Origin of the sequence: Flavobacterium ardleyense, from assembly GCF_042686085.1 — a bacterium.
GTDB lineage: Bacteria > Bacteroidota > Bacteroidia > Flavobacteriales > Flavobacteriaceae > Flavobacterium > Flavobacterium ardleyense.
On sequence record NZ_JBHUOL010000004.1, the window covers coordinates 1 to 15,074 of the forward strand.

Here is a 15,074-nt window from a genome sequence, read left to right on the forward strand (position 1 = left end):
CTTTTGATTGAAATTAGCTTTTTTGCTGTTGTGTGCTCGGCTTTTAGTACCATCAATAGCAATGATGTAGCCACCAATCAAGTCGGCATCTTTTAAAAAAGTAACAAAGAGTTTGAATAGTTTTTTAAGTCCTGATGGATTGTCTTTTCTGAAATCAGAAATACTATGGTAATTAGTAACTATGGCGCATAAAAGCCATTGAAGCTCAATATTTCTAACGCATTCTTTTTGTAGTTTTCTAGAACTGCGAAGTCCATTGAGATACCCATAAAGATACAATTTAAGGAAGATTTTAGTATTAAAACTAGGACGACCTTCTGATTTGATCGTTTGAATCGAAAAACACAAAGCTTCTAAAGATAAAGCTCCTACAAAAGCATCTATAAATCGAATAGGATTTTCTGATGAAATAGTGTCTTCTAAACTAGAAAAACACATTTGATTACGCGGTATTCCTGTGATGTGTTGCATCATTAAATATACCACTTTTAATCCTCTTATTAAAATAATTTGACTATTTTTGAAAGAATAAAACGTTAGTTTTTTCACAGACTGACGTTAGCCACAATTAAAATAACAAATACGAATTATGTTTGCTCCACCTCCTGAATTAATTTCTATTACAATTTATTCTAAAAACGCATCTACCATGCTTGATTTTTATGAAGAATTTGGAATGTCATTTTCTGAATATAATGATGATGGACAAATTAGAAAAAAATATAAAAACGGGAATTTTTCATTTGAAATTATACCAATTGATGATGAAGCGAAACAGACAAAAAACCTAAAACTGAAATTTAGAATTGACGAAATCAAAGGCTATTTAGAATATTTAGAAAAATACAAATGCGAAATTATAACTCCACTTTGGGAAACTAAGGAATCTGAGCATATTGTAATATCTGACCCTGACAAAAATCACGTAGAACTTGAGACAAGAAAATAAAAACAGCCTTGAATATATCTATTCTAAGAAACAATCAACCATAGTTGAATTTGATATTGAATCAAATGATGATAAGAAATTAGCAACAAATATTCAGTTAATATCAAATTTGAAAGCCAATTACCCTAAGAATCCAACAATAGCAGTCAACCTAAAAGGTGAATATGGTTCTATGAAGATGGAGTTTTAATAACTAATGGAGATATACAGCAAATGATTAAGCGTATCAATCTGATAATTGAAAAATCATAAGACTAATCTGAATATTAAAAAGACTAAATACTATTTAATAAAAGAGATTTCGGAAATTCGAAAATATAGTTAATGGAATCTCCAAAGACCAAAAAAACAACTGTGCCTAACAGCCGTTTGTAGCAATTGCTAGGCTTGGCTTGTGTTCGGAATTTTCTCCGAAAATTCAATGAGGAGTTTTGTACTTGTAAACTTTTGTCTTAAATTTACGCAACTGCAACAAGCAGCAACACGTTACCACTAATATTGAAAATGAAAATCTTACAAATACTTTTTTTACTAATATTTACAACTGCTTTTAGTCAGAATAATAATGTATTGGAGTTAGCAAAGTCAAAAAGTAATAAAAAAATTGAAATAGAAGAATTAATAAAATTTGCAAACGAAAATATCACAGTAAAACTTGAAAAGGCTAGATTTTTTTATTACTGGATGAATTTGAATATTAAATATGATAATGAACAAGCACAAGTTTTAATTAATTCAAAAAATCTTCAAATTGACATTGAACATTGTGAGGATTATAAAAGAGTTTATAGCAATAGAAAAGGCATTTGTGCTGGATATTCTAGTTTATTCAAGCATTTTATGGACAAATCTGGTATTGAATGTGTGAGTATTAGTGGATATGTTAAAAGAAAAGAAAATCTTATAATAGAACCTGAAATAGATATTACCTATAGACATGGTTGGAATGCAATCAAAATTGAAAACTCATGGCTTTTTGTCGATACTACTTGGGCAAAACAATACGAGAATGGAAACATTAATTATTATTTTGCTACTAAACCGAATGAATTAATACTTTCACATTTTCCAGATAAAAAAGAATGGCAATTAATTGAAAATCCTATATCAATTGATGAATTCAACAAACAGCCTTATGTTAATTCAATGTTTTTTGAAACAGGTTTTGAAGCATTACCAAAATTAACTTCTGATAATAATTATTACTACTTTGAAATTCCTAAAAACAAGAATAAAAACTGGCTTATTAAACTAACTTTTAGCGATGAGGAATTTAAAAACGAATCAGTTTTTCCAGAATACTTTGAAAAAGAAAAAACTAAAATTTATAAATTTAAAAAAGAAATAATAAAACCTAAAAGTATATTATCGGTAACTTTATCAAAGTTTAGTAAATATTCTATGGAAGAATTTTCAGATATTATAATCTATTTAATGTAAAAAATACTAGTGGTAACAGCAGTTAAAATAAATGGCTTAGGCAAGGGCATACTTTTGTTTTGGCTTGGTCTTGGTTCGTCGCCACTTCTTTTAGCCACAAAACGTTGTAAGTAATGTTAAAAAAACTATCCTACATATTATCTTTTATAATTTTAACCAGTTGTGATTTTACTTCTGCAGAAAGCTATTATAATCAAGCTATAGAATTGAGCCAACAAAAAAAATATGAAAATGCTATATTGCTTTTTGACAAAGCTATAGAGAAAAAAGACAATTTTCGTCCAGCTTTAATTAACAGAGCATATTGTAAAGCAGAAATCGGAAATTACGAAGAAGCTATAAATGATTATGAAATAGTAATTCAATTTGATTCTGATAATACTTTTGCGTTATGTGAAATTGGCTACAATTGGAGTACTTTAAAAAATCATCAAAAAGCAATAGATTTTTATAACAAAGCTCTAAATACAGAAGGAGCTTTACATACTTCATTAAATTCTGAAAAACAAAAAATTGCAATTAATACAAATATTGAAGTAAAACAATTTGATAATAATGCAGACTATAATGTTTTAGATTGTCAAATCTATTATAACAGAGGAATTGAATACTTTGAATTAAAGGAATATGAAAAAGCGATAATTGATTTTAAAAAGTCTTTAGAAGTAGATAACATGGTATCAAATTCACATTATTATATTGGTAAATCATATTTAGTATTAAAAGACACTATTAAATCTTGTGAAAATTTTGATATTTCTGCAAGACTTGGAGACATTGAATCCAAAGAAATGCTGAATAAATATTGTAATCGAAAATAGTAAAAACACTACTTACAACATCCGTCTGTTGAAATTGCTAGGCTCGGCTTGTGTTCGGAATTTTCTCCGAAAATTCCACGAGGAGTTTTGTACTTGTAATCCTTTGTCTTAAATTTACGCAACTGCCACAAGCGGTAACACGCGTTAGTAGATACCATAAAAAAATGCGAAGTCCTAGAATTAGTTGACAAAAAAACGCCAAACTGAAAAATATTTAAATTATGAAATTAACCGAAACTGAAAAACTTTTTCGTAGAGTTTGCAAATACAATTGGGATAATGGATTTCCTTCATTAAAAAAAATGCTTTTAAGTGAACACTGTGACAGAGGAACAGCTTTGTTTATTTATTGGATGTCGAGACCAGAATGGTATAGACAATATAACGAATTATCTGAAATTCCAGACTTCGAAAAGAGAGGTTATTTATTTATAAAATTTATTGAAGAGCATTATGAAAAAATAATTAAAGAAGAAATTATATTTGACCCTTATGAAGCCAAAGAAGTTGGATTATATGAAAATGAAATAACATATAAATCTGAACTACCCAAAATAATGTACATTAAAACAAATGGAGTAATTAATTATAAAGAAGTTAGGAGAAAATAAATGTTTGTAATAAATTTCTAAAAGAAGGCATTCAAATTGAACAAAAATGGCATATGCCAACAGCCGTGACCGTTGCACAACATCATTTAAAACCTAATTCTCTTATAAAATCAATAAAACCAACCACATTTAAAGACATTTAAGCGAGGTTGGTTTTTACTTTTTGTGTCGTTTTTATAAAATGTAAACTGCTTAAAAAGGCTGTTTTTAGATCATAAAAATGTATTTGATTGCACGGAATTCCTGTGATATGTTCCATCATTGATGGAAAACTTTTCTTTCTCTTAATAAATTAAATTGACTATTTTTGAACTAATAAAGTGAAATTTTTTTCACAGAATGACGTTATGGGCGATTTTAACCTAAGTTTTGTAAATTTAAAGAGTGAATAAAAAAACGACTTTTTTCCAAGTAATTTATCTAATAATTATAATTTTAGGAATAATTATTCCATTTATCGATTATGTTGTGGTTGTAGAAATGTTCTTTTTACTTCTGCCTTTTGGAATTATATTATTTTTATCTATAATTATTTTCATTTTTAATCTGATCAAATATAAAAAGGAAATACTGAAGCAAACTTCTACAAAACTAATTTTCATTATACCACTTTTCTTATTTACCCAAATTACATCATGTTTTCTCGTTGACAAAATTCAAAATTTTCGATCTGAAAGATTAATTGATTTATTAGAAATAAAGAAGGAAAATTATCCAGATTCATTTAATACAAGTTTCGGAATTGAATATAAGAAAGCAATAAATGAAAATAAATTTGAACTAAAATATTCACGCGGATTTATGGTTAATGAAAAATATGACTCAAAAAATAAAATGTGGAGATCTTATGGTTGGAACGACTAAAAAAATCGCACATATCAAAGTATTTCTATTAGCGAGACGGAAATTTATATCATCAATATTTTGCTAATTGTTCAATTTGTTATATTTACAAAGACTATCTATAAAAAGTCCTCAACAACAGAAATACCCAATCGTTGTGCGATATGCAATAGAACCACCAAACAAAATAAATTAGCTAAAATAAAATGAGCAGACAATTGGATTATTTAGTTGAAATTAAAGGGAATGAATTGCTTTTAGAAAGATTCATCGATGCCATAAACAATAACACCTGTAAAACTGCCAAAGAATATCCTGAACCATATTTGTTGGTCACTGGAGAAAAATTTCTTAATAGCAGGGTTATTGACTATTTTTTTGAATCACGTCCGTTCGACAAAAATTTGTATATCGATTTTTTCGAAAAATTAAGAAAACTTGAATCAAGAGGTTTTAATAATTACAGTTATACTATTGGATTATGGATTGAAAAAAGAATTACGAAAAAATTTTTCAAGATTACAGGTAATGATTGGGACAAAGTAAAAACACTTGACTCAAACCTTGAATTATCATTTGAAGAAATAGAAATTTTAAATTTCATTTGTTATGTTGCTGTTTGTCATATCAAATATGGGGCGAGTTATGAAACCGTTACTGCAAAAGAATATTTTGATATTGTTACTCAATTAGGTAGTAAAGAAGTAGTAAAATTAAAAAAAGAAGGAACAGGAAAACTTCCAAAAAATATTACCCATTATAAAGACAATGATTTAACCTGCGATGCTAACGATGTTTTTGCAACTGTCAAAATAAAAATGAAGAACGAAAATGAAGAAGCCTATCATAACGCTTTAATCTTTATTAATAAATTGCTGAAAACGGATTTTCCTAAAAGCTTTGAAATTAATTTTTCACCAAAAACAAAGGAGTTATTACCTTTAAAAGGACTTCCAAAATGTGGCCAAAATTATTTGTTTGCAAACGCCGTGAAATACCAAAATCTACATCCTGAAATAGCAGAATATATTAATCTGGCAAAACACAAATGGGAGTGGTATATCAATCTTGAAGACGAAAATTGTGCAATGCCTTCTACATTCGCCGTTTTTGCATTGGGTTTAAATAATGAAAAGTATTTTGATGTTTTAATTGATTATTTTCAAACCGTCGCTGAAGAACATCAATCAATCCAAGAAAAATTTACACCTGTATTTCTTGATAAATTTGGAATTAACGACCGATCCATTAAAGTGTATATCAGCTGCATTTTGTCGATGCAGGAGCATCCTCACAACAAAGCATTTATTTCTTATTTTACCAATGAAAAAAATCTAAATTTGTTGATGGAAAGTAAAGCGCATTTTTCTGAATACTATTTCACAGAAGAAAATTTAAAAGATTATTCTGACAGCGGGAACGATGTGCAAGAAATGGCCGATTACTGTTGGGAAAGTGTTATATACACTACTTTTGGACAAGTCGAAAATTTTGACAAAATAACAAAACAATTAACCGAAAAAGAAATCGAAATATTTAATAAATTGAGAACACAGTAAAGGCACAGTCGCACAACAACGGTGACTGTTGCACAAGATCATTTTAAATCTAATTCTATGATAAACTCAATAGAACCAACGTATTTTAAAGACATTTAAGCGAGATTTCTTTTTACGTTTTGTGTCGTTTTATAAAATGTGAACTGCTTGAAAAGACTGTTTTTAGGTCATAAAAACACATTTGATTGCATGGAATTCCTGTGATATGTTCCCTCATTTAATATAAAACTTTTCTTTCTCTTAATAAATTAAATTGACTAGTTTTGAAAGAACAAAACGGAAGTTTTTTCACAGACTGACGTTAACTGCTATATTCCAAAAAACAGAGAAATAGAAATTAGAAAAATGACATCAGAGCAATTAATTATTTTCAGAAAAGCTTTTAAAATTGCCACATCTGGTTATATAAGTCTACCACAAGTAGTGTGTTTGGAAAAAATAACAGAAATCGAATTTTATTCCGAAGGAATGAGAGGCGGACATAAAGTTAGATTTTTTGTAAAGAAAAACAAGCTTGAAGAATTCTATATTGACCTTTTTGGCTCTGACGATTATTCAAGTTTTCATAAGAGAATTGAAAAAGATGGAAATATAATAGAACTAAATAATTACAAAGGGCAATTCGGAAGAACTATTTACCCAGATGATCCAGAAAAAACAGAAAGTGAACATTTAGAAATACAAAAATATAACTCTGAGTTGCATAAAGAATTAATAGAAAAAGGATTGGAACGAGATCTTGAACATCCTGATTTTGAAAAAATAACGTAATTAAAAACTAAAAATACAGCAGTTAACCGTCGTTTGGCAATATGGGGGGATTTGGCTTAATTTGAAGATGGTTTTGTACTTGAAAAATTTGTATTTAATGTAAAAAACTCGCATCTTCATTCGTAAAACTCTTGTAGGCCAGGAATTTGTATGCAATTTAAAAAAAAATATGAAAAGTAAAATCATTAATTCATACATACCAGAGGTAGGTCATAATATTGTTAAAGTCATAGCATTAGATGAGAATCATTCAGCAATATTACTTTATAATTACCCAAAACAAAACATTATTGAGATATATGGTAATCAATTATTAAAAAGAATCATTTTAGACAAAATCCCTTCTTTTGTAAGCACTCTTGAATTTTATACTTTTTTTCTCTTTGATAACAAATTGGCATTATTGAACTTCGATAATATTATCATTTGGGAAAATATTATCGAAAATGATAACTATAATGTTTATCCAATAACTAATCCTTTTCCCATAGATAAACATGTAAGAAGAAGACATCTTATTGATAGTTGTTACTGCAAAACAAGAAATTCTTTATTCTTTACAATTGGTGAATATGGTCATGGTGGAAGAGCAGAATTTTTCAGCGAATTAAAGCTTATCGAACAAGAAGAAAAGAAAAAATTCGAATGGACAAGTAGTATTTCGAAATTACCAACACAATATTTTAAAGCAACTGAACTAAGTTTAAATAATCACGCAGATACATTAGTTATACAATCAATATTTATTAGAAATGAAAAAATCCATTTTCATACAAATGGAGGTGGAAAAACAGGTCTAAAAAATGGTCGTTGTTGGTTCGAATTTAGTCAAGTTGGTGTTTTTGACCTTGATATGAATTTCATTGCTGTTTATAATATTGAGGAATTTGGGAGTGGTAATTACAGTAATAATGGGGAATTATTCATTGTTCACAAATACAAAGGAACTAATAAACTATTATTTTTTGAAACTGAATCATATAGCCTCATTGAAGAACTTTCAATAACACCAAAACAAAACTTGGGAAAGTTTAATAAATTGACAATAAATTCATGTATTAGCGGTGAAAAATTGCGAATATTTAACAAAAATTTCATGAATGTTTGTGAATTAGATAAAAAAATGCATATAACAAGCGGTCATAAAACATAGCGGTTTCGATGCAATTTGCAAGCTAAGTTCCCGCTCAGAACATCAGCAATTGAGGTAGGTTCGCGTCCACGCAATCAGCTACTTTTCATACCGCTAACCATTATAAAACATATAGTACAGATGAACAGAATATATTTAATAGCTATAATTTTAATACAAAGTATTACATTATTTGGTCAAGAATTATCCACAAGCGAAAAAAAATATGAATTTGTTAACGGAAAAGAAAAAGTTACTTTTGAAATTTTAACTGGAAATAAATATTTAGAAGTTAATAATCAAACGCAGGCTAAATTTAAATTTGAAAATATTAATCCAAATAATGTAAGTCTAGCCGGAAAAACTATTCGAATTTTAAAAGGGAATAGTGAAAATGAATTGTTGATAGAAATGTCGCCGAAAAAAGAAGATTTAGAAGATGGAAAATTAAAAATATTTCTATCGTATAAAAGTAGCAATGAATTTAAAAACTTTGAACTTAAAATACCTGTGAAAATTTAAAAATTCTATTAAAATTAAATTAAAATAAAGGAAAACTGATCTGCCAGTAGCGGTTTGTAAATATTGTTTTATTTGGTGGAATCACCGTAATCAATTACATCTAAGATAAACAAATTAAGAATTTTTTTCATAAGAAAACAACATAGCCACAAAACGTTGGCGAAAATAATGAAAAACGAAATGCAGAAAAATATTATATTAATAACATTGACAATATTTCTTTTTTTTAGTTGTAAAGTCAATGACAAAAATAATGCTCAAGAAATAAAAAGAATATTCAAGACAGATTATGAACATAGTTTGATTTCAAGAGGAAACAATTTTAATGACTTTAATCCATATAAAGATAGTTTGGACTATTTTCTAATTTGTTTACATCACAATATTCCAATTCAAGAAATAATAGACAACACTTCGTTCACAGATGAAAAAATTGCTAATATTGAAAAAATTTTGCTAAAAAAAAATTGGCTAAAAATTGAAAATGATTGTCCAAAACCAACGATTTTCATAGCTGACGAAAAGGACGGGAATTATTTATACGAAAAATCTTTTCCCATAGCGCAACAAATTACCTCCAAAATCATTGACTTTTTGCCTAAAATTAAAAAAGACTTTTCTAAATTAGAATTAGCAAAGAATGATACTTTTGAGAAGTGGTCATTTCTAATTTTAAGCAATGTCCTGTTGGATTCTTGGCAAATTGACAATGTTGAGAGCGAGTTTTTAAAAGCACCAGTGCGACCATTAAGAAATAATAAGAATTACTATTATTCCATAATGGTTTCAAACAGTAAGACAGAATCATTTGGGATTTTTGGAAATCAAGATGAAGAGGTTGATAAAAAATTAATGAATATATATGGAAATAATAGAACGCATGATATTTCAAAACAACAACAAAACTATATAAACAAATCTGATAATGAAAAGCTAGTGAATTTAGCAAATGAATTCAAGCCAATTTTGATAAATATTCTTAATGAACAAAAAAAATACATTAGAGACATTTATATTGAAAGTAAATATTCCGAAAAAATAAGTTTTGAAGAATTTTTCATTTGGTGGTATCACTTTATCTATACAGATGTTACAAACAAATTAAGTAAAAAAGGATATTTAACGGTTCCTGAAGATGGAAATTTTTATTACGAAATAGAAAATGAATAATAAAATTACTTCTGCCAACATCCGTGACCGTTGCACAACTTCACTTTAAATCAAATTTCCTGATAAAAGTAATAAAACCAACTACATTTAAAGACATTTAAGCGAGGTTGGTTTTTGCGTTTTGTGTCGTTTTTATAAAATGTGAACTGCTTAAAAAGACTATTTTTAGTTCATAAAAATGCATTTGATTGCAAGGAATTCCTGTGATATGTTCAATCTTTTAATATACATTTTTTCTTCCTTTTAATAAAATAAATTGACTATTTTTGAAAGAATAAAACGTTAGTTTTTTCACAGACTGACGTTATGTGCAAGCTAAAAAAAACAACGAATGAAAAATAAAATAATTGGAATTTTAATAAAAATAGGACTTCTATCTTCTTGCAAGAATGAATTCAAAAACGAAAATAAATCCGAATCAGATAATAATGTGAAAATAGAATTTACAGATAAGCAATGGAATAAAATATTGAAAGAAGATTTAGAAAACTCTAGTGGAATTTTCAATTACGAAATTTACGGAATCGAAGGAGTTTCGGATTTAGCCAAATCTTTGCATAGTCAGGCAAGACAATATGGACAGTCTGGTAATTATCAAAAAGCAATTGAAAATTTTGAGCAAGCAAATAAAGAAGCACCAAATTGGGCTTATCCTCTTTATGATTTAGCATATACATATCTTCTTCAAGATGATTATGACAACGCTTTGAAATATTACCAATTAACAGATAAAGTTGCACCAAAAGGATTTTACACATCTAAAATAGCGTTGCATACTTTGGAAAGAGAAAATGCTGGAGATTTACAAAAAGGTCTTTATAAATCCTATGTTTCTCTAGAATGGATTGATAATCAAGCCGAAAAAACGGAAATGATAAAATTGTTAGTTGAGAAATTCCCTTCTTTTGCACCAGCTTGGAAAGATTACTCAAGTTTATTAGAAGGAAACGAAAGACTAAATGCAATAGAAAAAGGACTTGAACAAAATGCTGATATGGAAACTAAAGGTATGTTACGAATAAATAAAGCGCTCGTAATAAATGAAAATGGATATTATAAAAAAGCGTCTGAAATTCTGACAGAAGTAATATTTGACAAAAATTCAACTTTTGGAAATATTGAGATGGCAAAATTAGTATTGAATAATATTTCGAAATAAAGCCTGCACATAACAATGTGTATAAAAAATAGGCGAAATAGTTATAAAATCAAAGGTTTTGGCTCATATCAAACCGTGTGCTTAACCGAAAGTTTCATGCTTCGATATCGCCTACTTTTCATATACTAACCGTTAGCGGCAAGCGTACCACAACCGACCAAAAGTAGACCAAATGAGTGAAAAATCCAATGGTAGAATATTCCAAGATGACAAATTTGTTTTTAAGGACTTTGACAACTTGAAAATTGAAAAAATTATTGTGGTTGAAGTTCCTGAAACCAAAAGCACTTGTCTTGTATACATAAAAGTAAAAAACCATAATTGGCATCGTTACTTTTTGGACATTGGATTTGCTGTTTGGGAAAATTGGAACGACGAAACAATAGACGAAGATGATAGTTATGACTACATTGATAAAACAAGTGAATTTCAATTATTCAATAAATCAATTTCCAAAATCTACTGTGAACCCATTAAAAATCATTGCAAGGTAGTTATCGAATTAGATAATGACGAAAAGCTGGTTTTACAAGCATTAAACCCGAATGATTATGAAAGTGAAGTCGAATTTATCAAGTTAGAAAAAGTATTTTGTGTATTTGATTATTGGGATATGACAATACTTTCGGGTGTAGCAAATTTTAAGAACAAACCTTACTTTTTTGAAACAAACTTTGACGAACAAAAAGATGATTATAATGCAGAATATGAATTAACAGAACTAAAGAAGGAGGTATTTATTGCAGTTCAAGAAAATTGGGAATATTGGCTTAATTGGTTAAAACAAAATAAAATACAGCATCCTAATCATTATGCAGAAAGGAGAAAAGCAACTAGGTTTGAAGAATTACAAAACGAATATGACAAAGAAGAAATTGAAAGAGCTGAAAAATACTATCAGAATGAATTGATTTTAAAATATTTTATCGAACATAATTTGAAAAAAATAAAATCAAAAGGTAAATTTGAAGGAGAATTGAATGGAATTAATACATTTGTTCAGTGGAAATAAAGGCCAGTCGCCAACATCGGTGACCGTTGCACAACATCATTTTAAATCTAATTCCCTGATAAAATCAACAGAAGCAACCTATATTAAAGACATTTAGGCGAGGTTGTTTTACGTTTTGTGTCGTTTTTAGAAAATATGAACTGCTTAAAAAGAGTGTTTTTAGGTCATAAAAATGCGTTTTGAGTAAGCTGTGTGCTTTCTGCAATTCTAGTTGTATTTGTTGCACATATAGTGTGGGTTTTTTAACGACAAATCGCAAATATTTCTTTAGATTATAAGTCAAGGACGCCATCAAAATGTGTTTGTTGCTATTTTTGATTCCTCTCGTATTGACTCTATTACTCACTTTTCTTATTTATTTTTGGAGTTGATGAATATTGAACCCTTTCATGTTCATAAAATTTACCAAAGTACCAATCACAAGTTCGGCAGTTTTACTTCGCAATCTAACCATTTTCTTTTTGTATGCGGGGTTCTCATTGAGTTTTTGGTCCATTCGATCATAATGCTCTTTGAGGATGAGATCGTCTGGTTTTTTATACTATGTTGTTTTTACTAAAATAGGAAATATTATAATAATTAGAAACTATCGCGCATAAAAGCCATTGAAGTTCAATATTTCTAACGCATTCTTTTTGTAGTTTTCTTGAACTGCGAAGTCCATTGAGATACCCATAAAGATACAATTTAAGGAAGATTTTAGTATCAAAACTAGGACGACCTTCTGATTTGACCGTTTGAACCGAAAAACCCAAAGCTTCTAAAGATAAAGCTCCTACAAAAGTATGTATAAATCGAATAGGATTTTCTGATGAAATAGTGTCTTCTAAACTAGAAAAACATATTTGATTACGCGGTATTCCTGTGATGTGTTGCATCATTAAATATGCGACTTTTAATCCTCTTATTAAAATAATTTGACTATTTTTGAAAGAATAAAACGTTAGTTTTTTCACAGACTGACGTTGTGCGCAATTTTAAAGCGACAAATCAAAACTGAATTTATAATATGAACGATAAAGCTGCAACTAGAAGACAAAAAGTTTCTGGAATAATTTTAACACTACCATTTCTATGTGCCGTTACTTTATTAATCATTGGACTTTTTTCATTAGACGATATTTACCTCGACAAAGGTTTTAGTGTAAATTTTACTGCTATAACTTTATTATCTACTACCCACATAGTTTCAATCATAATTCTAGTAAGACTTGATAAAATTGACATAGACTTACCAGTATCTAAATTTAAGAAAGCATTTTCAATCATTGGATTTGTGATAATGACATTTATTTTTAGTTTTTTATTAGATATGGGGTTACGTATGAACCTCAATTATTGGTTAAAAAGCAATACTGTTGAAAAGATTGAGTTGATAGTCATAGACAAGAATATTTCATACGGAAAAGCAACTGATTATTATATCGTTTTCAACTCTAATTATGGAAGATTAAAAAACAAAATAGGAAGAAGAAAATACGGATCTTTTTCTATTGGAGAAACATATAAAGCTTCAGTGAATAGTGGGTTTTTTGAAGGTTTTTTTTTGACAGAACCAATGAATAAAATAACTGACTAATGAGAGAAACCGTGCATAATAGTCGTTTGGCAAAAGTGGCGGTTCAGCGCTAAGCAGACACATTTGTGGGTATCAAAGTGTGGTTCTCCGCATCAACATTTGTGGTGTAAATCGCTACCTTCGCCAAGCGCCAAAACCTTAGGCGTCATATTTCCAAAATTCCGCAAAAATAAGATTGCAAATTGAAAAGAAACTGATATAAATTTAAAGTGTTGAGTATTCATAATAAATAATTAAATACAGAACCATATAAAAGAAAAATGAAGAAAAGAATTAGAAATTCTATACTAACTGCAATTGTATTTGCGATAATAATGTATACTTATTTATCAATAACGTCGAAACAAGATATTGCTGTTGTAGTGAGCATATTTTTATTAATTGTTACGCCATTTATTGCATATTTAAAAATATACTCCAGAATTGATTACTCATTTGATTTCACGGAAATTGATATGAAATCAATAATTTATTCGGGAAGTGCTAATTTATATATTGGCGGTTTGCCGATTGGTGGAAACTTATATTTGTCGAAACATAAATTAATTTTTCAAACAAACGCAGTAAGTTTTATGTATCGAAATGAAACTATTTTTGACATCAATGATATATGCAAAATTGAAACGTTCGATAATTTGGGATTTATTAAAAATGGTATAACACTATTTACAAAACATAATACGGAAATAAGAATCACTTCATTTAGAAGAAACAATTGGAAGGAAGAAATAGAAAAATTATTAAAAATTTAAACTAAAAAACATGAACAACTAAAAGCCCTGACCGTTGCACAACATCATTTTAAATCTACTTCCCTGATAAAATCAATAAAACCAACCTGTTTTAAAGATTTTTAAGCGAGGTTGGTTTTTACGTTTTGTGTCGTTTTTATAAAATACGAACTGTTAGAAAAGACTGCTTTTAGGTCATAAAAATGCATTTTGAGTACCCTTTGTGCTTTCTGTAGTTCTAGTTGTATTTGCTGCACATGTTGTGTGGGTTGTTTAACGACAAATCGCAAATATTTCTTTAGATTATAAGTCAAGGACGCCATCAATACGTGTTTGTTGGCATTTTTAATTCCTTTCGCATTAACTCAATTCCTTTCGTTTCTTTTATTTATTTTGGAGTTCGTGAATGCTGAAGTATTTCATGTTAGTGAAATTTACCAACTTAGCAATCACAGGTTCGACAGTTTTGCTTCGTACAGTATTATGTAATAATTATTATTGCGGTAATAATCTTAAGAGCTTATTAACAGGTAAAATTGATGAGTGCAAAAATGGACAATATTGGAAGAATGACAGGAATAAAAAGAAGTAGTAAAACAAAATTTCGATAACTATAAAAATAGTAATTTACATTCGTAAAATATTTATATTTAAAAAAAAATAACACCAATTTCTCTTTTTTGAATATATCTTTATAAACAATAAAAAAAAATGCAAGCATTTACGAATTTTTAAATTTTGGAGGTTCGTGTATATATGAGTTGGCAGTAATTCT

The 15,074-nt window shown here is 28.5% G+C and carries 17 protein-coding genes and 1 pseudogene; 15 read left to right on the forward strand and 3 right to left on the reverse strand.

The window, feature by feature from the left end; all coding sequences use genetic code 11:
- Positions 1-474: transposase (locus ACFSX9_RS01480; protein ID WP_379803495.1), on the reverse strand; the 474-nt coding region annotated here is incomplete at its 3' end.
- A gap of 115 nt (positions 475-589) precedes the next feature.
- On the opposite strand from ACFSX9_RS01480, the gene ACFSX9_RS01485 reads away from it, so the two are divergent.
- The 13 genes from ACFSX9_RS01485 (at position 590) to ACFSX9_RS01545 (ending at position 11,989) form a co-directional block, all read left to right on the forward strand.
- A complete protein-coding gene (locus ACFSX9_RS01485; RefSeq protein ID WP_379803498.1) occupies positions 590-949 on the forward strand; it encodes a VOC family protein in 360 nt (119 codons plus the stop codon).
- Positions 933-1,139 carry a hypothetical protein gene (locus ACFSX9_RS01490; RefSeq protein WP_379803501.1) on the forward strand — a complete coding sequence of 69 codons (207 nt, stop codon included), beginning with the start codon at positions 933-935 and terminating at the stop codon, positions 1,137-1,139. Before ACFSX9_RS01485 ends, ACFSX9_RS01490 begins: the two co-directional genes overlap by 17 nt.
- A gap of 314 nt (positions 1,140-1,453) precedes the next feature.
- Positions 1,454-2,389, forward strand: a complete 936-nt coding sequence (locus ACFSX9_RS01495; protein WP_379803503.1) for a transglutaminase domain-containing protein — start codon at positions 1,454-1,456, stop codon at positions 2,387-2,389.
- A 113-nt stretch (positions 2,390-2,502) separates the two neighbouring features.
- Complete coding sequence (locus ACFSX9_RS01500) at positions 2,503-3,210, forward strand: tetratricopeptide repeat protein (protein ID WP_379803505.1); 708 nt, start codon at positions 2,503-2,505, stop codon at positions 3,208-3,210.
- Positions 3,211-3,431: 221 nt separating this feature from the next.
- Positions 3,432-3,821 carry a DUF4274 domain-containing protein gene (locus ACFSX9_RS01505; protein WP_379803507.1) on the forward strand — a complete coding sequence of 130 codons (390 nt, stop codon included), beginning with the start codon at positions 3,432-3,434 and terminating at the stop codon, positions 3,819-3,821.
- 384 nt (positions 3,822-4,205) lie between these two features.
- Entirely contained in the window at positions 4,206-4,685 is a 480-nt protein-coding gene (locus tag ACFSX9_RS01510) for a hypothetical protein (RefSeq protein WP_379803509.1), read from the forward strand.
- A gap of 185 nt (positions 4,686-4,870) precedes the next feature.
- Positions 4,871-6,223 (forward strand): DUF6138 family protein, encoded by a 1,353-nt coding sequence (locus ACFSX9_RS01515; RefSeq protein WP_379803511.1) that lies wholly within the window; start codon positions 4,871-4,873, stop codon positions 6,221-6,223.
- A 345-nt stretch (positions 6,224-6,568) separates the two neighbouring features.
- Positions 6,569-6,994 (forward strand): hypothetical protein, encoded by a 426-nt coding sequence (locus ACFSX9_RS01520; RefSeq protein ID WP_379803513.1) that lies wholly within the window; start codon positions 6,569-6,571, stop codon positions 6,992-6,994.
- A gap of 169 nt (positions 6,995-7,163) precedes the next feature.
- Positions 7,164-8,147, forward strand: a complete 984-nt coding sequence (locus ACFSX9_RS01525; protein WP_379803515.1) for a hypothetical protein — start codon at positions 7,164-7,166, stop codon at positions 8,145-8,147.
- A gap of 120 nt (positions 8,148-8,267) precedes the next feature.
- Complete coding sequence (locus ACFSX9_RS01530) at positions 8,268-8,648, forward strand: hypothetical protein (protein WP_379803518.1); 381 nt, start codon at positions 8,268-8,270, stop codon at positions 8,646-8,648.
- A 168-nt stretch (positions 8,649-8,816) separates the two neighbouring features.
- Complete coding sequence (locus tag ACFSX9_RS01535; RefSeq protein ID WP_379803521.1) at positions 8,817-9,818, forward strand: hypothetical protein; 1,002 nt, start codon at positions 8,817-8,819, stop codon at positions 9,816-9,818.
- Positions 9,819-10,149: 331 nt separating this feature from the next.
- On the forward strand, positions 10,150-10,977 hold the full coding sequence (locus tag ACFSX9_RS01540; RefSeq protein WP_379803523.1) for a tetratricopeptide repeat protein: 828 nt from the start codon (positions 10,150-10,152) through the stop codon (positions 10,975-10,977).
- Positions 10,978-11,149: 172 nt separating this feature from the next.
- A complete protein-coding gene (locus ACFSX9_RS01545; protein WP_379803525.1) occupies positions 11,150-11,989 on the forward strand; it encodes a hypothetical protein in 840 nt (279 codons plus the stop codon).
- A 536-nt stretch (positions 11,990-12,525) separates the two neighbouring features.
- Here the strand turns inward: ACFSX9_RS01545 and ACFSX9_RS01550 are convergent.
- Complete coding sequence (locus ACFSX9_RS01550; protein ID WP_379803528.1) at positions 12,526-12,870, reverse strand: transposase; 345 nt, start codon at positions 12,868-12,870, stop codon at positions 12,526-12,528.
- Positions 12,871-12,998: 128 nt separating this feature from the next.
- On the opposite strand from ACFSX9_RS01550, the gene ACFSX9_RS01555 reads away from it, so the two are divergent.
- Both ACFSX9_RS01555 and ACFSX9_RS01560 read left to right on the forward strand, forming a co-directional pair.
- On the forward strand, positions 12,999-13,568 hold the full coding sequence (locus ACFSX9_RS01555; RefSeq protein ID WP_379803530.1) for a hypothetical protein: 570 nt from the start codon (positions 12,999-13,001) through the stop codon (positions 13,566-13,568).
- A gap of 260 nt (positions 13,569-13,828) precedes the next feature.
- Positions 13,829-14,320 (forward strand): GRAM domain-containing protein, encoded by a 492-nt coding sequence (locus ACFSX9_RS01560; protein WP_379803532.1) that lies wholly within the window; start codon positions 13,829-13,831, stop codon positions 14,318-14,320.
- Between the two features lie 101 nt (positions 14,321-14,421).
- Here the strand turns inward: ACFSX9_RS01560 and ACFSX9_RS16080 are convergent.
- Positions 14,422-14,776 (reverse strand): annotated as a pseudogene (locus tag ACFSX9_RS16080) (hypothetical protein); the annotation flags it as partial.
- Positions 14,777-15,074 lie beyond the last annotated feature (298 nt).